Origin of the sequence: Streptomyces sp. NPDC012508 (assembly GCF_042902595.1) — a bacterium.
In the GTDB taxonomy this organism is placed as follows: Bacteria; Actinomycetota; Actinomycetes; order Streptomycetales; family Streptomycetaceae; genus Streptomyces.
Map to the genome: position 1 here is coordinate 46,827 of NZ_JBIBEO010000009.1, position 18,569 is coordinate 65,395.

General features: G+C 71.6%; 19 protein-coding genes and 1 pseudogene. 10 read left to right on the forward strand and 10 right to left on the reverse strand.

Going from position 1 to position 18,569, the window contains the following annotated elements; all coding sequences use genetic code 11:
- Positions 1-108: 108 nt before the first annotated feature.
- Entirely contained in the window at positions 109-1,002 is an 894-nt protein-coding gene (locus ACFY8U_RS28180) for an esterase/lipase family protein (protein WP_389575130.1), read from the forward strand.
- Here ACFY8U_RS28180 and ACFY8U_RS28185 read toward each other — a convergent pair.
- Entirely contained in the window at positions 999-2,000 is a 1,002-nt protein-coding gene (locus tag ACFY8U_RS28185; protein WP_389575132.1) for a lytic polysaccharide monooxygenase, read from the reverse strand. The genes ACFY8U_RS28180 and ACFY8U_RS28185 overlap by 4 nt on opposite strands.
- A gap of 174 nt (positions 2,001-2,174) precedes the next feature.
- Between ACFY8U_RS28185 and ACFY8U_RS28190 the strand changes: the two genes are divergently transcribed.
- A complete protein-coding gene (locus ACFY8U_RS28190; protein ID WP_389575134.1) occupies positions 2,175-2,981 on the forward strand; it encodes a DUF72 domain-containing protein in 807 nt (268 codons plus the stop codon).
- Here ACFY8U_RS28190 and ACFY8U_RS28195 read toward each other — a convergent pair.
- Complete coding sequence (locus tag ACFY8U_RS28195; RefSeq protein ID WP_389575136.1) at positions 2,963-3,631, reverse strand: response regulator; 669 nt, start codon at positions 3,629-3,631, stop codon at positions 2,963-2,965. The genes ACFY8U_RS28190 and ACFY8U_RS28195 overlap by 19 nt on opposite strands.
- Before the next feature lie 121 nt (positions 3,632-3,752).
- Here ACFY8U_RS28195 and ACFY8U_RS28200 point away from each other — a divergent pair, with 121 nt between their 5' ends.
- The 5 genes and pseudogenes from ACFY8U_RS28200 to ACFY8U_RS28220 all read left to right on the forward strand — a co-directional run bounded on the left by ACFY8U_RS28200 (position 3,753) and on the right by ACFY8U_RS28220 (position 7,714).
- Positions 3,753-4,736, forward strand: coding sequence for a Bug family tripartite tricarboxylate transporter substrate binding protein (locus tag ACFY8U_RS28200; RefSeq protein ID WP_389575138.1), 984 nt, complete (start codon positions 3,753-3,755; stop codon positions 4,734-4,736).
- Complete coding sequence (locus ACFY8U_RS28205; RefSeq protein ID WP_389575140.1) at positions 4,733-5,269, forward strand: tripartite tricarboxylate transporter TctB family protein; 537 nt, start codon at positions 4,733-4,735, stop codon at positions 5,267-5,269. The genes ACFY8U_RS28200 and ACFY8U_RS28205 overlap by 4 nt, the downstream gene beginning before the upstream one ends.
- A gap of 2 nt (positions 5,270-5,271) precedes the next feature.
- Complete coding sequence (locus tag ACFY8U_RS28210) at positions 5,272-6,768, forward strand: tripartite tricarboxylate transporter permease (protein ID WP_361601327.1); 1,497 nt, start codon at positions 5,272-5,274, stop codon at positions 6,766-6,768.
- Positions 6,765-7,227, forward strand: a pseudogene (locus tag ACFY8U_RS28215) (GNAT family N-acetyltransferase). The gene ACFY8U_RS28210 and the pseudogene ACFY8U_RS28215 overlap by 4 nt, the downstream one beginning before the upstream one ends.
- 73 nt (positions 7,228-7,300) lie before the next feature.
- Entirely contained in the window at positions 7,301-7,714 is a 414-nt protein-coding gene (locus ACFY8U_RS28220; RefSeq protein ID WP_389575142.1) for a DUF6299 family protein, read from the forward strand.
- Here ACFY8U_RS28220 and ACFY8U_RS28225 read toward each other — a convergent pair.
- Entirely contained in the window at positions 7,701-8,201 is a 501-nt protein-coding gene (locus ACFY8U_RS28225) for a DUF402 domain-containing protein (protein WP_389575144.1), read from the reverse strand. The two genes, ACFY8U_RS28220 and ACFY8U_RS28225, sit on opposite strands and share 14 nt — an antisense overlap.
- Positions 8,182-9,102 carry a GNAT family N-acetyltransferase gene (locus ACFY8U_RS28230; protein ID WP_389575146.1) on the reverse strand — a complete coding sequence of 307 codons (921 nt, stop codon included), beginning with the start codon at positions 9,100-9,102 and terminating at the stop codon, positions 8,182-8,184. Before ACFY8U_RS28230 ends, ACFY8U_RS28225 begins: the two co-directional genes overlap by 20 nt.
- A gap of 73 nt (positions 9,103-9,175) precedes the next feature.
- Between ACFY8U_RS28230 and ACFY8U_RS28235 the strand changes: the two genes are divergently transcribed.
- Positions 9,176-9,550, forward strand: a complete 375-nt coding sequence (locus tag ACFY8U_RS28235) for a GntR family transcriptional regulator (RefSeq protein ID WP_389575148.1) — start codon at positions 9,176-9,178, stop codon at positions 9,548-9,550.
- 78 nt (positions 9,551-9,628) lie between these two features.
- Here ACFY8U_RS28235 and ACFY8U_RS28240 read toward each other — a convergent pair whose 3' ends face one another.
- From ACFY8U_RS28240 to ACFY8U_RS28255, 4 genes are all read right to left on the reverse strand, one after another.
- The gene (locus ACFY8U_RS28240) at positions 9,629-10,861 is read right to left on the reverse strand and encodes a DUF5925 domain-containing protein (protein WP_389575150.1); all 1,233 of its coding nucleotides are present in this window, start codon (positions 10,859-10,861) and stop codon (positions 9,629-9,631) included.
- A gap of 82 nt (positions 10,862-10,943) precedes the next feature.
- Complete coding sequence (locus ACFY8U_RS28245) at positions 10,944-11,717, reverse strand: polysaccharide deacetylase family protein (protein ID WP_389575406.1); 774 nt, start codon at positions 11,715-11,717, stop codon at positions 10,944-10,946.
- Positions 11,718-11,737: 20 nt separating this feature from the next.
- Entirely contained in the window at positions 11,738-12,754 is a 1,017-nt protein-coding gene (locus ACFY8U_RS28250; RefSeq protein WP_389575152.1) for a glycosyltransferase family 2 protein, read from the reverse strand.
- A complete protein-coding gene (locus tag ACFY8U_RS28255; protein WP_389575154.1) occupies positions 12,751-13,578 on the reverse strand; it encodes a glycosyltransferase family 2 protein in 828 nt (275 codons plus the stop codon). Before ACFY8U_RS28255 ends, ACFY8U_RS28250 begins: the two co-directional genes overlap by 4 nt.
- A 610-nt stretch (positions 13,579-14,188) precedes the next feature.
- Between ACFY8U_RS28255 and ACFY8U_RS28260 the strand changes: the two genes are divergently transcribed.
- Positions 14,189-14,995 carry an SGNH/GDSL hydrolase family protein gene (locus ACFY8U_RS28260; protein WP_389575156.1) on the forward strand — a complete coding sequence of 269 codons (807 nt, stop codon included), beginning with the start codon at positions 14,189-14,191 and terminating at the stop codon, positions 14,993-14,995.
- Here the strand turns inward: ACFY8U_RS28260 and ACFY8U_RS28265 are convergent.
- On the reverse strand, positions 14,979-16,577 hold the full coding sequence (locus ACFY8U_RS28265; RefSeq protein WP_389575158.1) for a serine/threonine-protein kinase: 1,599 nt from the start codon (positions 16,575-16,577) through the stop codon (positions 14,979-14,981). The genes ACFY8U_RS28260 and ACFY8U_RS28265 overlap by 17 nt on opposite strands.
- Positions 16,578-16,913: 336 nt before the next feature.
- Here ACFY8U_RS28265 and ACFY8U_RS28270 point away from each other — a divergent pair, with 336 nt between their 5' ends.
- A complete protein-coding gene (locus ACFY8U_RS28270) occupies positions 16,914-17,177 on the forward strand; it encodes a hypothetical protein (protein ID WP_361439168.1) in 264 nt (87 codons plus the stop codon).
- Between the two features lie 152 nt (positions 17,178-17,329).
- Here the strand turns inward: ACFY8U_RS28270 and ACFY8U_RS28275 are convergent, their stop codons facing one another.
- Positions 17,330-18,526 (reverse strand): CaiB/BaiF CoA transferase family protein, encoded by a 1,197-nt coding sequence (locus ACFY8U_RS28275; RefSeq protein WP_389575160.1) that lies wholly within the window; start codon positions 18,524-18,526, stop codon positions 17,330-17,332.
- Between the last annotated feature and the right edge of the window lie 43 nt (positions 18,527-18,569).

The following is an 18,569-nucleotide window of genomic DNA, read 5'->3' on the forward strand; positions in this document are numbered from 1 at the left end:
CGTGCGTAGCTTGGCTTGAAGCAGAGCATCCCCACTTGTGGTCCGGGCCGCAGGGCTTACTGCCGTCGTTCGTTCCTGATTTCCCTTGAGCCGCAAGGAGATCGCACGATGCTGCCCTGGAAAGACCACGCGCTCAGAACGCTCTCGGTCCTGCTGCTGACCGCCGCCGCCACCCTCGCCCCCACCGCCGCCTCGGCCCAGGCGGCCGCCACCGACACCACGGCCGCCACGGCCGTTGCTTCCAGCCGCGGTTGGAACGACTTCTCCTGCAAGCCCTCGACCGCCCACCCGCGCCCGGTCGTGCTGGTCCACGGCACGTTCGGGAACTCCATCGACAACTGGCTGGCCCTCGCGCCGTACCTCGTCAACCGTGGGTACTGCGTCTTCTCGCTCGACTACGGCCAGCTGCCGAACGTGCCCTTCTTCCACGGTCTCGGCCCCGTCGACAAGTCCGCCGCACAGCTCGACGCCTACGTCGACAGGGTCCTCGCGGCCACCGGCGCCGCCGAGGCCGACCTCGTCGGCCACTCGCAGGGCGGCATGATGCCGCGGTACTACCTGAAGTTCCTCGGCGGGGCCGAGAAGGTCAACGCGCTGGTCGGGATCGCCCCCGACAACCACGGCACGACCCTCCTCGGCCTCACCAAGCTCCTGCCGCACTTCCCCGGCGTCGAGGACTTCGTCACCGAGAACACCCCGGGCCTCGCCGACCAGATCGCCGGCTCCCCGTTCATCACCCGGCTCAACGCGGGCGGGGACACGGTCCCGGGCGTCACCTACACGGTCATCACGACCAAGTACGACGAGGTCGTCACCCCGTACCGCTCGGGATTCCTCGACGGTCCGAACGTCACCAACATCGTCATCCAGGACAAGTGCGCGCTCGACCTCTCGGAGCACGTGGCGATCGGGACGGTGGACCGGGTCACGTTCCATGAGGTCACCAACGCCCTCGACCCGGCCCACGCGACCCCGACGACCTGCCTGTCGGTGATCGGCTAGCGGCGGCCAGGGCGGCGGCGGCTCGCACCGAAGAGCACCGCCGCGCCGAGCGCCAGAACGGCGGCGCCACCCATCGCGAGGTACGAGGTGGTGGCGTCGCCCCCGGTCTCGGCGAGCCGCTCGCCCGATCCGGCGGCGGCGGGCTCGTTGGGCGCGGCCGAAGCGGCGGGCTCCGAGGGCGCGGGCTCCGTCGTCGCCGTGGGCTCCGAGCTCTCCGAAGCCGCAGGCGCGGCGGCCGTCTCCTGGGCCCCGGTCTCGGCGTTGTCGTCACCGTGGCCGCCGTGCTCGACGGAGGACTCGTCCTTCCCGGCCTCGAGCTCCTCGTCGGTCGGCGCGGTCGCCGTCGGCGCGGTCGCACCGCCGTTGTCCTTCCCGAACACGACGTCCGAGCAGGTGTAGAACGCCTCGGGGGAGTCGGAGCGCTGCCAGATCGAGTAGATCATGTGGCGGCCGGACTTGTTCGGGATCGTGCCGTCGAAGACGTAGTCGCCGCTCTCCATCCGCGGGTCGGTCACCGTCGCGAACGGCTTCTCCTCCAGGTCGGACCACTTCAGCGGCTTCGAGGGGTCGTAGCCGTCCTTCGTCACGTACAGCTCGAAGGAACCCCGGTGCGGGGCGGTCCCCTTGTAGCGGAAGGTGTGCTTCCCAGAGGCGAGCGTGCTGGCGGGCCAGTCGGCGCGGGCCAGGTCGAGACCCCGGTACTTGTCGTTGCCGGCGCTGCACAGCTTGCCGTCCGGGATCAGGTCGCGGTGCTTCCCGGCGGCGTTGGCGATGTTCACCGCGTTCCAGTCGTAGAACGCCTGCGCCCCGCTCGCCGCGACGGCCGCCTTGCACGCCGCCGACTTCGGGCTCTCCGGCCCCTCCGCGTAGCAGGCGGACACCCGGCTCACCGGATCGGTCATGGACCCGTGCGCGAAGGCGGGCGCGGCGACGAGCCCCGACAGGGCCACCACGGCGGTGGCGGTGACGGCGGAGACGGCGGTACGACGAGCGGTCATGAGGGGCAACTCCTTCGAGGGGGAACACGTGGGGGTTGCCCAGCAAGCTAGCCGCCGAGAACCGTGAAACCGGCTGTACGGACGGGGCGACGGCGATCCTTATGGTCGCTTTAAGGAGCCACTAAGCGGCACAATAGAAAGGTCGGCGGGTCTCCCCGAGAAGGTGGACCTGACATGCCCGTACTCGTCGGAACGTCAGGGTGGCAGTACCGGGACTGGCGCGGGGGGCTCTACCCGCCCGCGACCCCCCAGCGTCTGTGGCTGGAGGAGTACGCCCGGGCCTTCGCCACCGTCGAGAACAACAACGCCTTCTACCGGCTTCCCACCACCGAGATGTTCCGGTCCTGGGCGGAACGGACACCTGACGGCTTCGTCATGGCGGTCAAGGCCAGCCGCTACCTGACGCATATGAAGCAGCTGCACGATCCCGAGGAGCCGGTGCGGCGTCTGCTGGATCGCGTGGCAGGGCTCGGCGAGCGGTTGGGCCCGGTGCTGCTTCAGCTGCCGGCCCGGTTCCGGGAGAACGTCGAGGCACTGGACGCCTGCCTGCGCTGCTTTCCCAGCGACTTCGACGTGGCCGTGGAACTCCGGCACCCGTCGTGGTGGGAGGCGGAACGCGCTCTCCGGTCCGTGCTCGAGCGGCACGGCAGCGCGCTCTGCTGGGCGGACCGCGGGTCGCGCCCGGTGACTCCGCTGTGGCGGACCGCGTCCTGGGGGTACGTACGGTTCCACGCCGGGCTCGCCCAGCCACCGCCCCGCTACGGCCGCCAGGCGCTGGCCTCCTGGGCCCGGCGCCTCGCCGACGCCTGGCCGGAGGAGGCCCCGGTGTACGCCTACTTCAACAACGACACTGGTGGCGCGGCGATTGAGGACGCCCCCCACTTCGCCCGTGCGGTGGCCGCACTGGGGCGCAGCGCGAGCCGCACACCCGGTACGGGCCCCGGAACAGATACCGGTACCCGTCAGCCGAGGCGGCGGTAGCGCCGTTCCGGGCGGCCCGTGCCGCCGTACCGCAGGGTGATCTCCACGCGGCCCGTTTCGGCGAAGTACTCCAGGTAGCGGCGGGCGCTGACGCGGGACAGGGAGCCCGCCTCCGCGCATTCCGTTGCCGACAGGCCGTCGGGGTGGGCCCGCAGGATGCCGTCCACCAGGTCCGCCGTGTGCGCGGCCAGACCCTTGGGGAGTTCGCGCGAGCCCGGCGGGCGGGTGCCGAAGATCTGGTCCACGTCCTCCTGGCGCGCCTCGTCCAGCTCGTCCAGCCTGCTCCGCAGCGAGGCCACGTGCCGCAGCTGCTCCTGGAGCGCCGACTGGTTGAACGGCTTGATCAGATAGTGCAGCGCCCCCGCCCGCAGCGCCGAGCGGATCATGCCCGCGTCCCGCGCCGCCGTGATGAACAGCGCGTCCACCGCGAGACCCGCCCCGCGCAGCTCGCGCAGGACCGAGACGCCGTCCATGTCGGGCAGGTAGATGTCGAGCAGGACGAGATCCGGGCGCAGCCGGTCGGCGAGGCGCAGCGCCTCACCGCCGCTGTGCGCGACCCCGACGACGGAGAAACCGTCCACAGTCGACACATATCGGCTGTGCAGCTTCGCGACCATGAAGTCGTCGTCGACCACCAGCACCTTTGTCACGCCGACACGCTAGGTCGCGACCACAAGGACCACAACGTCCGTTGATTGCGGAAGAGAGACAGGTTCTTAACGCGCGGGCAACATGTGGGCCACTTCACACATCTACCGAGAGGCGGCACACGTGCGTCTGCGCACCCCACTCGCCCTGCTCGGGGCCGCGCTGCTGGTGTTGGTGGGGCCGCCCCTGCTCGCCACCGGCAGCGGCTCCGACACGGGCACCCGGATCCCCGGTCTGCGCTTCATGGTCCCCAACACACCCGGCGGCGGATACGACATCACCGCCCGTACCGCGGCCAAGAACGCCGAGGACGCCGGTCTCACCACCGGCATCGAGGTCTTCAACCTGCCCGGCGCCGGCGGCACCGTCGGCCTCACCCGGCTCGTCGGCGAGCACGGCAACGGAAGGCTCGCCATGTCCATGGGCCTCGGCGTCGTCGGCGCCGTCCACACCAACAGGACCCCGAAGACCCTCGCCGACACCACCCCGATCGCCCGGCTCACCATGGAGCAGGACATCGTCGTGGTCGGCAAGGACTCCCCGTACAAGACCATCCAGGACCTGGTCACGGCCTGGAAGAAGGACCCGGGCAAGCTGCCCGTCGGCGGTGGCTCCGCGCCCGGCGGGCCCGACCACCTCGCCCCGATGCTGATGGCCAGGGCCGCCGGCATCGCACCGAAGAGCGTCAACTACATCCCCTTCGACGGCGGCGGCGAACTCCTCGCCTCCATCCTCGGCAACAAGGTCGCCTTCGGGGTCTCGGGCGTCGGCGAGTACCTCGACCAGATCGAGTCCGGCGAGCTGCGGCTCCTCGCCGTCACCGGCGCGGAGCGGGTCCCCGGCCTCGACGCCCCGACCCTGCGCGAGGCCGGGCTCGACACCGAGTTCATCAACTGGCGCGGGATCGTCGCCCCGCCCGGCCTCTCCGACGCCGAGCGCGACAAGCTCGTCGGCCTGGTCAAGGAGCTGCACGACTCCCCGCAGTGGCGCGAGTCGCTGAGGAAGAACGGGTGGAACGACGCCTTCCTGCCCGGCGAGCAGTTCGGCACCTTCCTCACCGAGCAGGACAAGCAGGTCGCGTCGGTACTGAAGGAGCTGGGACTGTGACGACCACCGAGACCACCTCGCCCCCCACCGCACCGGCGAAGAGGTCCTGGCTGCGCGAGCACTCCGAACTCGGCGTCGGCGCCCTCCTCTTCCTCATCGGCGTCCTCGTCCTCACCGACGCGCTCACCATGACCGTCGACATCGCCCAGCGCGGCCCCGTCGGCCCCAGGACCGTCCCCGTCGTCGTCGGCGCCGGCCTTCTCGTCGTCGCGGTCCTCCTCGCGATCGACGTCCTGCGCGGCGGCCGCGGCGAGTCCGAGGGCGGCGAGGACGTCGACCTCTCCGAGCCGAGCGACTGGCGCACGGTCCTGCTCCTCGCCGGGGTCTTCCTCGCGTTCGCCGTCCTGATCGGACCGGTCGGCTTCCCCGTCTCCGGCGCCCTGCTCTTCTGGGGCGCGGCCTACGCCCTCGGCAGCCGCCACCTCCACCGCGACCCGCTGATCGCGGCCGGACTCTCCCTCCTCACCTACGTTCTCTTCAACAACCTGCTCGGCGTTCCGCTGCCCGGCGGCCCGCTGATGGGAGTGCTCTGACCATGGACTCACTGAACTCCCTGATCGACGGATTCGGTACGGCCCTCACCCCGATGAACCTGCTGTGGGCCGCGCTCGGCGTGCTCCTCGGCACCGCCATCGGCGTCCTGCCCGGCATCGGACCCGCCATGGCCGTGGCCCTGCTGCTCCCGGTGACTTACGGACTCGAACCGACCGGCGCCTTCATCATGTTCGCCGGCATCTACTACGGAGCGATGTTCGGCGGCTCCACGACCTCGATCCTCCTCAACACCCCCGGTGAGAGCGCGGCCGTCGTCGCCGCCATGGAGGGCAACCCCATGGCCAAGGCGGGCCGCGGCGCCCAGGCGCTCGCGGCCGCCGCCATCGGACACTTCGCCGGCGGCATGATCGGCACGCTCCTGCTCGTCGCCCTCGCCCCGACCGTCGCCGCGCTCGCCGTCGACATCGGCGCGCCCGACTACTTCGCCATCATGGTCCTCGCGTTCATCGCCGTGACATCCGTCCTCGGCTCCTCCCGGATCCGCGGCCTCGCCTCGCTCCTCATCGGCCTCACCCTCGGCCTGGTCGGCCTCGACCAGATGACCGGGCAGCAGCGCCTCACGTTCGGCTCGCTCCAGCTCGCCGACGGCATCGACGTGGTGATCGTCGCGGTCGGGCTCTTCGCGATCGGCGAGGCGCTGTGGGTCGCCGCGCATCTGCGCCGTACGGCCGGCGAGGCCATCCCGGTCGGCCGGCCGTGGCTCGGCAAGGACGACGTACGACGCACCTGGAAGTCCTGGCTGCGCGGGCCCGTCATCGGCTTCCCGTTCGGCGCGATCCCCGCGGGCGGCGCCGAGATCCCGACCTTCCTCTCGTACGTCACCGAGAAGCGGTTCTCGAAGCACAAGGACCAGTTCGGCAAGGGCGCCATCGAGGGGGTCGCGGGACCCGAGTCCGCCGCCTCCGCCTCCGCCGCGGGGACGCTCGTCTCCATGCTGACCCTGGGCCTGCCGACGACCGCCGTCGCCGCCGTCATGCTCGCCGCCTTCCAGCAGTACGGCATCCAGCCCGGACCGCTGCTCTTCGAACGCGAACCCGACCTGGTCTGGGGCCTGATCGCCTCGCTCTTCGTCGGCATGGTCCTGCTGCTCGCGCTCAACCTGCCGCTCGCGCCCGTCTGGGCCAAGCTGCTGCGCATCCCGCGCCCGTACCTCTACGCCGGCATCCTCTTCTTCGCCGCCGTGGGCGCGTACGCGGTCGGCGGCGAAGCACTCGACCTCGTCATCCTGCTGATCATCGGCCTGATCGGCTTCGGCATGCGGCGTTACGGACTTCCCGTACTGCCCGCGGTCATCGGCGTCATCCTCGGCCCGGCCGCCGAACAGCAGCTGCGCCGTGCGCTCCAGATCAGCGACGGCTCGCTCACGGGCCTGGTGAACACGCCCTTCTCCGTGACCGTCTACGCCGTCGTCGCGATCCTCCTCGCCTGGCCCCTGCTGAAGAAGGTGATCGTCCGCCGCCGTAACGTGTCGGCATGACACAGGACATCCGGCTCGCGACGAGCACCGACGTCCCCCGGGTGAAGGCCGTGACCGACGCGGCCTATCACCACTACATCGAGCGGATCGGCCTCGTGCCGGCCCCGATGGAGGCGGATCACGCGGCGGACGTCGCCGCCGGGAGAGTGTTCGTCGCCCGGCGACCCGGTGGTCGGCCTCGTGGTCCTCAGGACCGAGGCCGACCATCTGTATCTCGACAACATCGCCGTCCACCCGGACGCGCAGGGCACCGGCCTCGGCCGCCGCCTGCTCGCCTTCGTGGAGTCCCGCGCCGACGCCCTCGGGCTGCCCGAGGTCCGGCTGCTCACCAACGCGATGATGTGGGAGAACCAGAAGATGTACGAGCGGTACGGCTACGAGGTCGTCGAGCGCCGGGCGGACGGACCGTACGACCGTATTCATTACCGCAAGCGCCTCAACTCGCCCCCGATAGGGTGAGTTTCGGACACCTCGGGGCTTGATCCGATATCCCTGGCGGGCGACACACCCCCCACCCCGAAGGGACATCCCCATGCGCTTCCGTCTCGCCCTCTCGCTCGGCTCGCTGCTGGTCGCCACCGCGGCCGGTGCCGCCCACGCGGGCTCCGCCGACGACCTCTCCGTCGACGCGTACGGCACGGTCGCCGCCGACGGCACGGTCACCGTCTCCGGCACGTACCGCTGCCTCGACGACAGTGCGGGACCGGTCTTCGTCAGCAGCACGCTCGTCCAGGAGGACCGTTCCGCCGGCATCGGCGGCACCCGGGCCGTCTGCGACGGCCAGGTGCGCGACTGGTCCAACACGGCCGTCGTGAAGGAACCCGGCTACCGGCCCGGCGCGGCCCGGGTGAAGGCGACGCTGATGCAGCTCACACCGTCGGGACCGCTCGGCGTGCCCATGCCCGGCTTCCTGGCCGCGCAGGACTCGGACGTCATCCTCGGCTGAGGCCGAGACCCGACGTCAGCCGGACGAGCCCCTCGCGGCCCAGCAGTTCGAGCTCGTCGAGGGCGTCGACGGCGCGGGCCGCCGCCTCCGGGTCGGACGCGGCCAGGCCGCTCGCCTGGAACTCGTCCTCGTCGAGCCGCAGCACCTCGCTGCCGTCCGCCGACACCCACAGGTCGAGGTCCAGGTCCTCGACCACGACCTCCGCGCCCGCGACCTCGGCCGGCCGGGTGACGTCGCAGTACCAGCCCTTGAGCGTGCCGTCCGAGGAGCGGACCTCCTTGACCGCGTACCAGCGGTCGCGCCAGTAGTGCTCGACGAACACATCGCCCGGCTCGAACCGTACGAAGCCGAAGTCCCGCACCCCCTCGGCCGCCCAGGGAGCGCGGACCGCGAGCCGGGTGCCGTCGTCGGCGAGGACCTCGGCGGGATAGCGGATCTTCGTGCGGCCCGCCTTCACGAGCACGACCTCAACCGAGCATGCGGGCATGACGCACCTCCGTCGCGCAGATCTCGTATCCGAACCACTTGTTGATCGCCAGCATGGGCCCGTTGCCCGCGTCGTTCCCGGTGAACGCCTCCGTGCAGCCGGCGGCCCGGGCCCGGTGCAGGGAGTGGTTCTTGGCCAGCTTGGCGAGGCCGCGCCCGCGGAACTCCGGGCCGGTGCCGGTCATCCCGGAGTTGTACCGGCCCTCGCCGTCGGTCTGGGCGGCGCTGAACGCGGCGGGGCGGCCGTCCACCACCGCGACCGTGGTCAGCTCGGGGTCGAACAGCGGATGGTTCCAGGTGGTCGCCAGCCAGTGCTCGTAGTCCGTCAGCTCGGCGCCGACGTCACCGGGCTCGTCGGCCGTGGTCAGCGCGTCGAGGACGAACAGCGGCCGGGGATCGGCGGCGAAACTGGCGGCACTCCGCAGCTCGACACCCGCCGGTGGCTCCACGAGCGGCGGCAGCCCGGCGGAGGCGAGGTCGAGGCGGAGGAAGTGCGCGGAACGGCGGGCGGAGTACCCGCGTCGCTCGGCGAAGCCGCGGAACTCCGGATCGTCGAGGACCCAGCTGTAGAGCGTGCTCGCCCCGCGTCGCGCGAGGTGCTCCTCTGCGGCGTGCATCAGCAGCGTGCCCGCGCCGAGCCTGCGCTTCTCCGGGTGGACGTAGATGTCGACCGAGCCGACACCGGGCTCCGGCGCGTCGTGCACGACGCCGAGCCGGGCCGTGCCGACGATCTCGCCGTCGACCTCGGCGACCAGCGGCCGGTCGTGCGCGTCGGGATGGGCATGGGCCCAGTCGAAGGCCACCTGGGCGGCGTTCGTCAGCATGAACGGGAGCGCTGCCCGCCGGACGCGCGCGAAGTCCTCGGCGTCCTCCGGTCGTACATCACGGACGATCACAGTCATGGTGCCGCACGCTACGCGGCGGGGTGGCGCGGCCGCCTCCCATTTTCCCCCGGGGCGGGGGGAGAATCGGGCCGTGACATTGCGAATCACCGTGGACACGGACTCGTCGACCGCCCCGTACGAACAACTGCGCGCCCAGATCGCGGAGCGTGCCCGTTCCGGCGCCGTGCCGGTCGGCTACAAACTGCCGACGGTACGCGGCCTGGCGGAGGAACTGGGCCTCGCGGCGAACACGGTCGCCAAGGCGTACAAGTCGCTGGAGGCGGACGGCGTCATCGAGACCCGGGGCCGCCACGGCACGTTCGTCGCCGCGGCGGGCGACGCGGCGGCACGCCTGGCGGCGAGCGCGGCGGCGACGTACGCGGGGGAGGCGAGGCGCCTGGGCCTGACCCACGAGGCGGCGTCGGCGGCGGTGACGGAAGCGCTCCGGGCGGCGTACGGAAGCTGATCCCGCACCTGGGGCGGCGCCCTGCTCCGGGGACTCCGCGCCGGGTGGGGCCCCGTCCTGGGCCCTCACGGGCCCGTCCTACAGGTACATTCCCGCGTCCGGGGTCCTGGGCTCCGGGAGCCCGGGGGCCGATGTGCCGCGCCGCAGGGCGTACAGCTCCGCCAGCGTCGCGCCCTCGCGGCCGACGCCCTCCTCGCGGCCCAGCCACCCCACCGCCTCGCTCCGGGTGAGCCCGCCGACCTCGATCCGCGCCAGGCACCGGCCGGGGCGGACCACGGCCGGGTGCAGCCGCTCCAGGTCCTCGTTGGTCGTGACGCCCACGAGGACGTTCCGGCCCTGGCCGAGCAGCCCGTCCGTCAGGTTCAGCAGCCGGGACAGCGCCTGTCCCGCCGTGTGCTTCGCCTCGCCGCGGATCAGCTCGTCGCAGTCCTCCAGGAGCAGCAGCCGCCACCGCCCCTTCGCCGTGCCCTCGTCCTCGCCGATCGCGATGTCCATCAGATAGCCGACGTCGTTGAAGAGCCGCTCCGGGTCCAGGACACAGTCCACCTGGCACCAGTCCCGCCAGGAGCGGGCGAGGGTGCGCAGCGCCGAGGTCTTCCCGGTGCCCGGCGGCCCGTGGAGCAGCAGCAGCCGGCCCGCGATGTCGTCCGGGGTGACCTTCATCAGCCGGTCCATCGCGTCGGCCACGGGCGCCGTGTAGTTCGGCCGGATCTCCTCCCAGGTGCCCGCGCTGATCTGCCGGGTCGTCCGGTACGGGCCGCGCCGCGGCGACACGTACCAGAAGCCCATCGTCACGTTCTCGGGCTGCGGTTCGGGCTCGTCCCTCGCCCCGTCCGTCGCCTCCTCGAGGATCTTCTCCGCCAGCTCGGGCGCGGTCGCGGTGACCGTGACGTCCGCACCCCTGTTCCAGCGGGAGATCAGCAGCGTCCAGCCGTCGCCCTCGGCGAGCATGGCGGCGCGGTCGTCGTCCTTGGCCGCGCGCACCACCGTCGCCCCGGCGGGCAGGAGCGTCGCGGTGGACTTCACCCGGTCCAGGGACGTGCTGTGCGAGTGGGGCTGCTCGCCGGTGGCGAACCGGCCGAGGAAGAGCGCGTCGATGACGTCGGACGGCGAGTCGCTGTCGTCGACGTTGAGCCGGATGGGCAGTGCCCGATGCGGCTCGGACGGCGCGGGCCCGACGGACGGCGCGGACCCAGCGGCCGGCGCGGGCCCCTCGGACGGCGCGGACCCGGACGGCGCGGACCCGGACGGCGCGGACCCGGACGGCGCGGACCCGGATGGCGCGGAACCCTCGGATGGCGTGGCAGACATGGCGGCCATGATCCGGCAACCGGGCATTCCGTGCACGGTGTTTTGAACGGGACGATCCGGGGCCCGCCACGGCCCCGGATCCTCAGAGCCCGTACCGCCCCGCCGAGCGGACCGCGGCCCGGGTACGGCGCACCAGTGCGTAGCCCTTGGTCAGCGCTCGGTCCGCGGCGAAGGTGCGGGTGACCGCCCGGCCCTCCACGAGGCGTTCGAACTCCTCGATCCCGGTGGACCGCCGTACGGTCAGCCGCTCCAGCGCGTACGGTCCTTGCCGGCGCCGCGCCGTCGCGTTCCCGACCGCGAGCGCCTGGGCGTAGCCCGCCGCCCGGACCGTGCGCCGGACCCGGCGGTCGGAGTAGCCGTACGGGTAGGCGAACGACATCGGCGCGCGGCCGAGTTCCTCGCGGACGAGCTCCCTGCAGCGCAGGGTCTCGTACCAGAGGCGTCGCTCGTCGACCTGGTCGAGTTGCGGATGGGTGTGGGTGTGACCGCCGATCTCCGTACCGGCGGCGGCCAGTTCGCGCACCTGTTCCCAGTCGAGCATGGTGTCCGGGGCGCCGCCCTCGTCGTGCGCCCCCCGCAGCCAGCCCGTGGAGACGAACAGCGTCGACGCGAAGCCGTGCTTGGCGAGCACGGGCAGCGCGTGCCGGTGGACCCCCTCGTAACCGTCGTCGAAGGTGATCAGGACCGGGCGCGCGGGCAGGCTCCCGCCCGTGCGCCAGGCCTCGGCCAGTTCGGCCGTGGTGAGCGCGGTGAACCCGCGGTCGGCTACGACCGCCATCTGCGCGGCGAACGCCTCGGGGGAGACGGACAGCCGGCGGGTGGCCGGGGCGGGTTCGTGGTCCACCGCGTGGTACATCAGGATCGGTACGGGTTCGTTCACGCGGCCACCTCCGGGGCGTCGTGCCGCCGCGGGATCGGCCCGGACGAGAACGTCGCCCCGCCCGCGCGGGCCCGCAGCGCCCCTCGTACGTAGCCGCCGGCCGCCATCGCCACTCCCGCCACGATCGCGCCCGCCCGGCCCGCGCCGCCGGGGCGACCGAGCAGCGCGTCGCGCAGGCCGCGCGCGACGCCGGCCGGCAACACCCGGGTGGTGTACCGCCGTTCCGCCTCCAGGCCCTTGCCCGCGCCCACACTGCGGGAGACGAGCGCCTTGGAGAGGCCTTCGGCGTACGTCCGGGTACGGAAGTAGCCGAAGCGCTCGCGCGCGGCCGGGACCTTGTGGTGGATGACGGACCGGTCGTCGATCAGCAGGACGGCGTCCGGAAGGGCCTGGGAGAGCCGGATGCAGAGCTCGGTCTCCTCACAGCCGAGCGGCCGCCGGTCCCCGTCCCGCCCGATGCCCGTGGCGAAGCCGCCCGCGGCGTCGAAGGCCGTACGCCGGAAGGAGGCGTTGCCGCCCAGCACGTTGCGTACCCGGACCCGCCCCGGAGGCAGGCCGCGGTACGTGCAGCCGACGACCCAGTCGAACTCCTCGGGAAACCAGTCCGGCCGGCGGCCCGACGCCCAGGCGGGCACGGTCCGTCCGCCCACCGCCATGACCCGCGGGTCGTCGTACGCCTCGGCGAAGTGCCGCAGCCAGTCCCGCTCGGCCACGGCGTCGTCGTCGAGGAAGGCCACGAACTCGCCCTGAGCGGTGGCGATTCCGGTGTTGCGTCCGGAGGAGAGGCCGCGGGGGCCCGCGTTGGCGAGCACCCGCACCTCCTCCTCGTGACCGGCCCGGTCCGTGAACCGCTCGGACAGCCGGGCGAGCAGCCGCTCGTTGTGGTCGACCACGAGCAGGATCTCCCGGGCCGGATGCGACTGGTTCCGCACGGAGTCGACCGCCGCGAGGATGTCCTCCCAGCGGTCCTCCGTGTAGACGCAGATCACGACGGAGAACAGACGGTCGGTCAAGACGCCTCTCCCCGGGGAACGTTGACCGAGAAGGCGTTCGGCTTGCGGCGCGCCGCGCGTCTGACGCCCTTCTCCCGGAGGATCACCTTCAGCACCCGGATGCCGTCGCGTACGGCGTTGAGGTTGCTGACGCCGTGGATGCGCAGGTACTCGTGGCTCGGTACCTCCTGGACCTTCAGGCCGGCCTTGACGACCCGGATGTTGATCAGGGTCTCGATCTCGAAGCCGGTGCAGTCCAGGGTGACCCTGTCGAGGCAGTGGCGCCAGAAGGCGTTGTAGCCGTAGCAGAGGTCGGTGTAGCGGGCGCCGAACTTGCGGTTGACCAGGGCGCAGAGCGCCCAGTTGCCCAGCCGGCGGACGGGTGTCATGTCGTCCGTGCCGCCGCCGTTGGCGAAGCGGGAGCCCTTGGCGAAGTCGGCGCCGCCGACCAGGGCGGAGACGTAGGAGACGATCTCCTGGCCGTCGGCGGAGCCGTCCGCGTCGACCATCACGATGATGTCGCCGGTGCAGGCGGCGAAGCCGCTGATGAGCGCGTCGCCCTTGCCCTTGCCGACCTGCTTGACGACCTTGACGTCGGGCCGGAGTTCACGCGCCACCCGGACGGTGTCGTCGGTGGAGTTTCCGTCGACGAGAACCACTTCGTGGATCCAGTCGGGCAGCGACTTGAAGACGTACGGGAGATTTTCCGCTTCGTTCATCGCGGGGATGACGACACTCACCGGCGGAGTGATCGCCAAATGCGAGGTGATCGCCTTGTATTGGGCTGCTATTCGGCTCTGGTCCACCACTTCGTGGTCGACGGCCGGGCGCAGGAATGAACTCATGAGTGGTGTTTCCCTCTCGTCCGGTGGACCGCCCACCCCCGGGCTGTCCGGTGGTCTGTCCGGTTACGAAAGGGGGGTACTCACCCCGTCCGCACAGCGAACAATCGCTGTACGGCATGGGTGAGTTGGCATCTCAGACCGCGCGGCAACGCGACCCGGCGCACGTATGCGTACGCCGAGCACTGCCCCCCCTACCGCGCCCCGCTCCGGAACCCTCGCGACGCTGAAGCCCTCCCCTGAGCTGTTGAGCGCGACGGTCCGATGCGGGTGAGATGTACGACGGTATTGATGAATAGGACTGTATGGCAAGTCCTGGATCGGCGACTCCCCTTTCTGCTAATTGGCGACCCTTCGGCGGTCAGATACGGAACCGTCCCGATCGGTTTTTCGCAATCCGTTTGTCTGGTGATGCCATTGGGGTCGAATGAAACTCGTGCGCATTGTTGTGCGAATTCATTTCGATGCAAGATCCATCAGATGGCTTGATCTCGACGGTCCCTGACGGGGCGTCGGCGGCTACTCGCCAAATCTTCTTGGCATGGACACTTCCAGCGGACTCGGCTCGCTGCTACTACCTAGTAGCGCAGAGATCCTGCTAAAGGGAGGTTCCATGAAAAGGTCCCGATTCGTGGCATTCTCGTCCTCGCTCCTGCTCGGTGCCGTCCTCGCCCTCACCGGGGCGGGAACCGCGCAGGCCGCCGAAGCCGCAGCTCTCGACTACGTGGCGCTCGGTGACTCGTACTCCTCCGGCGTCGGCGCCGGGAGCTACGACAGCGCCAGCGGCGACTGCAAGCGCTCCACCAAGGCCTTCCCCGTCCTCTGGAAGAACGCGAACTCACCCTCGTCGTTCGCGTTCACCGCCTGCTCGGGCGCCCGAACGGGTGATGTCACGAGCGGACAGCTCGGACCCCTCTCCACCGCCACCGACCTGGTCTCCATCACGATCGGGGGAAATGACGCCGGCTTCGCCGATGTCATGACCACCTGTGTCCTCCAGTCGGAAGCCTCCTGCATCAACCGTGTGAATCAAGCCAAGGCCTACGTCGACAGCACTCTCCCCGGAAAGCTCGACTCCGTGTACTCGGCCATCAGAGCCAAGGCCCCGAACGCCCGGGTCGTCGTTCTCGGCTACCCGCGCTTCTACAAGATCGGCGGCGGCTGCGTCGCCGGCCTGAGCGAGAACGAGCGTCGCGCCATCAACGACGGGTCCGACATCCTCAACGCGGCCACCGCCAAGCGCGCGGCCGACCACGGCTACACCTTCGCGAGTGTCGTCCCCGCCTTCACCGGACACGAGATCTGCTCCGGCTCGGCGTGGCTGCACAGCGTCAACTGGCTCAACATCGGCGAGTCGTACCACCCCACCGCCTCCGGCCAGTCCGGCGGCTACCTGCCCAGCTTCAGGGCTGTGGCGTAGCGGTGCCACTCGGGGAGGTGGCCCCGCCCGTCGGGGTCACCTGCTCGCAGGTCACCGAGAACGCCACCCAGTTCGAACTCTTCTCGACCGGGGCGCGCACCGCCATCCGGATCCGGTCCCGGCGGGTGCCGCCCTCCCGGTGTGTCAGCTCCGTGTGCTCCACCTGCCGCTCCGCCGGCTCGCCGGCCGGGAACTCCAGCTTCTGCCAGCCGTCCTCCGCCGAGCTCTCACCGCTCTCCGTGACCCAGCGGTACTCCACCGAGGCGGGCGTACGGCTCACCGTGAGCGTGGCGGCGAACGCGGGCGCCCGGTCCTCGGGCGGCGGGCAGGCGCCGCTGTAGTCGTCGCGCACGGCCCGTACGTGCACCAGGACCGTCGGCACCGGCGGCGCGGTGGTCGTCGGGTCGGCCGTCGTGCGGGTCGGGGTCGGCGTCGTGGTCGAGGGAGTCTCCGTCGGCGGTGCACTCGTCCCCGGAGCGCTGCTCGTGGCTCCTCCGCCCGGCCCCTGACCGCCGCCCCTGTTCTGCAGCAGCGCGTACGTCAGTCCGCCCACGGCCAGCAGCAGAAGGACGATCCCGACCGCGAGGACGGCCACCGCACGCCTGGAGCGGTCCTGATCCGTCGCGTCCTGGGGGAGCGGCCGCGAGGAGGCGGGCGGGGGGACGGGCAGGGGCAGCGGCGGGGTGTGCTCGCCGCTCGTGGCCCGGCGGTCCGGCCCGTACGGCTCCGACGGCACCGGCCGCGACGGCCCCGGCCCCGTCGCAGCCCCCGGGGTGCCGCCCGCGCCCACGACCCGCAACTGCCTCTCGGCGGCCGCTGCCTGGATCCGCTCCTGCGGGTCCTTGCGCAACAGACCCTCGATCACCGGCGCGAGCGCCCCGGCCCGGCGCGGCGGCGGAAGCTCCTCGTCCACCACGGCTCGCAACGTGCTCAGCGGAGTGTCCTGACGGAAGGGAGAGTGGCCCTCCACGGCCGCGTAGAGCAGCACGCCGAGCGACCACAGGTCCGAGGCCGGTCCCGGGGTGCGGCCCAACGCACGCTCGGGAGCCAGGAATTCGGGTGACCCGATCAGCTCGCCCGTCATCGTGAGGGGAGACGTCCCCTGCACCGCGGCGATGCCGAAGTCGGTCAGCACGACCCGGCCGTCGTTGCCGAGCAGGACGTTGCCCGGCTTCACGTCCCGGTGCAGGACTCCCGCCTCGTGCGCGGCGCCCAGGGCCGCCAGCACCTCGGCGCCGATGAGCGCGGCGCGCCGCGGGGGCATGGGGCCCTCCGCGTCGAGGACGTCGGACAGGGCGAGCCCCGGGATCAGCTCCATCACGATCCAGGGCCGGCCGTCCTCGGTGGCCACGTCGTAGACCGTCACCACGCTGCGGTGGGAGATCCGGGCGGCAGCCCACGCCTCCCGCTCCAGGCGCGCGTACAGCCGGCGTTCGTCGTCACCGGCGAGGCCGGCCGGGGCCCGGACCTCCTTCACGGCCACGTCACGCCCCAGGACCTCGTCCCTGGCGCGCCAGACGGTGCCCATGCCGCCCTGCCCCAGCACGTCCAGGAGCCGGTACCGCCCCGCGATCACGGTCATGGCGTGTCTCCATCCGTCGACGGCCACGGTGGAGCATTTCTGCCCCTCGGCCGGGTACTTCGAACACCACCGGGAGAGTGTGAGGTGATCTTGGTGGCAGAGATCACACACCGTCAGATGAGTGCAGGTGGTGCCCGTGCGTGCAGGATGGTTCGTGGCGGTTCGGAAGGTGTTCGAGCGCTGTCCAACTCACCCTGGAATCAGATGGATTCGGACAGTAGTCGTCAATCCCCGTACGAGTGCGGTGAATCCTGCCGTCGGGATACACGGGTGTCACAGCGGGGCGATAGGGTTAACCTGCCCGGGCCGGGTGCCCTCGTCAGGGTGGGGAGTGACATGGAACAGATAGCAATGCGCAGCAGGCCGCGAGTGCCTGCCATCACATGCGGGAGCAGCGCGACCAGTTCGCGGCTCGACCGCCATCTCGCGGTGCTCGGCGGCCCCGTCGTGCCCCAGCGTGAGGCGGCCGAGGCGACGCTGCTGATGCGTGAGCTGACATCGCGTGACGTCGCGCAGAGCCACCACAGCAAGAGCGCGCGCGTCTCGCTGTTCGCGCCCCTGCGCCGGCTGCGCCGCAGCCTTTTCGGCAGCCGCGGCTAGCCGGCCTTCCTTCGGGGTCGTGGGCATCTGGTCCGCAGAGCTGGGGTCACCCAGGGACACCTCCCGGGCGAAGGACTGGGGGAACAGCTCTGCGGGACGGTGAGCACACCCCGACGACGGCTGCTGCCCACCCCTCCCACCCCGCGGCCCCCTTACGTCACAACGCCGTCCTCCCGTAGCGCCGCCAGCTCCGCCGGACCCACCCCGAGTTCACCGAGCACCGCATCCGTGTCCTCCCCCAAAGCCGGGATGCGGCCCATCCGGGCCTCGGGGCCGTCCGGGAACGTGACGGGCGGCAGCAGGGCCCGCAGGGGCCCGGCCGCCGAGTCGACCGACCGCCAGCGTTCCCGCGCCGCCAGCTGCGGATGCTCCGCCAGGTCCGCCACCGTGTTCAGCCGCGCGCACGCGACCCCGGCCGCGTCCAGCCGCGCCAGGGCCTCCGCCGCCGTCAGCGGCGCCAGCGCCCCCGCCACCACCGCGTCCGTCCGTGCCCGGCCCGCCACCCGGGCCGTGTTCGTCGCGAACGCCGGATCGTCCGCCAGATCCGGCCGTTCCAGGACCTGTTCGGCCAGTCGGCGCCACTCGCGGTCGTTCTGGACCGACAGCAGCACCAGGCTCCCGTCGGCCGTCGGATAGGCGTCGTACGGCGCGATGACGGCGTGCGCCAGACCGGTGCGCGCCGGTGCCGTGCCTCCATGCATCCCATGGTGCAACGGATGCCCCATCCACTCGGCCAGCGAGTCGAGCAGCGACACCTCCACAGGCCCGCCCCGCCCCGTCGTCCCACGCCGCACCAGCGCGGCGAGGACACCCGCGTACGCGTACATCCCCGCCGCGATGTCGGCCGCCGGGATCCCCGACTTCACCGGCTGCTCCTCGGTCCCGGTCACCGACACCAGACCCGCCTCGCACTGCACGAGCATGTCGTAGGCCCGTTTGTGCGCGTACGGCCCGCCCGGCCCGTACCCCGAGACGTCCACCGCGATCAGCCGGGGGTGCGCGGCACAGAGCGTGGCCGCGTCCAGACCGAGCCGCGCCGCCGCCCCCTGTGCCAGGTTCTGTACGAAGACGTCGGCACCGGCGACCAGCCGGCGGACCAGGCTGAGACCCCGCCCGTCCTTGAGGTCGACGGCCACCGACTCCTTGCCGCGGTTGCACCACACGAAGTGCGAGGCGAGCCCCCGCGCCGCCGTGTCGTACCCGCGCGCGAAGTCACCGCCGTCCGGGCGCTCGATCTTGATGACCCGGGCGCCCAGATCGGCGAGCTGGCGGGTGGCGAAGGGAGCGGCGACGGCCTGCTCGACCGCGACGACCGTGATCCCCTCCAGGGGGAGTGGCTGCATGCTCATCAGCCCTCCCTACCCTCTGGTCACCTCCGTTGTCACCGTCACC

Bases quoted from the DNA above. Each gene is read 5' to 3' on its own strand.
- ACFY8U_RS28210 (WP_361601327.1), top strand. From the start codon at position 5,272: ATGGACTCACTGAACTCCCTGATCGACGGATTCGGTACGGCCCTCACC.
- ACFY8U_RS28245 (WP_389575406.1), bottom strand. From the start codon at position 11,717: ATGTACCACGCGGTGGACCACGAACCCGCCCCGGCCACCCGCCGGCTG.
- ACFY8U_RS28275 (WP_389575160.1), bottom strand. From the start codon at position 18,526: ATGAGCATGCAGCCACTCCCCCTGGAGGGGATCACGGTCGTCGCGGTC.
- ACFY8U_RS28180 (WP_389575130.1), top strand. From the start codon at position 109: ATGCTGCCCTGGAAAGACCACGCGCTCAGAACGCTCTCGGTCCTGCTG.
- ACFY8U_RS28185 (WP_389575132.1), bottom strand. From the start codon at position 2,000: ATGACCGCTCGTCGTACCGCCGTCTCCGCCGTCACCGCCACCGCCGTG.
- ACFY8U_RS28240 (WP_389575150.1), bottom strand. From the start codon at position 10,861: ATGTCTGCCACGCCATCCGAGGGTTCCGCGCCATCCGGGTCCGCGCCG.
- ACFY8U_RS28270 (WP_361439168.1), top strand. From the start codon at position 16,914: ATGGAACAGATAGCAATGCGCAGCAGGCCGCGAGTGCCTGCCATCACA.
- ACFY8U_RS28230 (WP_389575146.1), bottom strand. From the start codon at position 9,102: ATGACTGTGATCGTCCGTGATGTACGACCGGAGGACGCCGAGGACTTC.
- ACFY8U_RS28255 (WP_389575154.1), bottom strand. From the start codon at position 13,578: ATGAGTTCATTCCTGCGCCCGGCCGTCGACCACGAAGTGGTGGACCAG.
- ACFY8U_RS28190 (WP_389575134.1), top strand. From the start codon at position 2,175: ATGCCCGTACTCGTCGGAACGTCAGGGTGGCAGTACCGGGACTGGCGC.
- ACFY8U_RS28225 (WP_389575144.1), bottom strand. From the start codon at position 8,201: ATGCCCGCATGCTCGGTTGAGGTCGTGCTCGTGAAGGCGGGCCGCACG.
- ACFY8U_RS28265 (WP_389575158.1), bottom strand. From the start codon at position 16,577: ATGACCGTGATCGCGGGGCGGTACCGGCTCCTGGACGTGCTGGGGCAG.
- ACFY8U_RS28220 (WP_389575142.1), top strand. From the start codon at position 7,301: ATGCGCTTCCGTCTCGCCCTCTCGCTCGGCTCGCTGCTGGTCGCCACC.
- ACFY8U_RS28260 (WP_389575156.1), top strand. From the start codon at position 14,189: ATGAAAAGGTCCCGATTCGTGGCATTCTCGTCCTCGCTCCTGCTCGGT.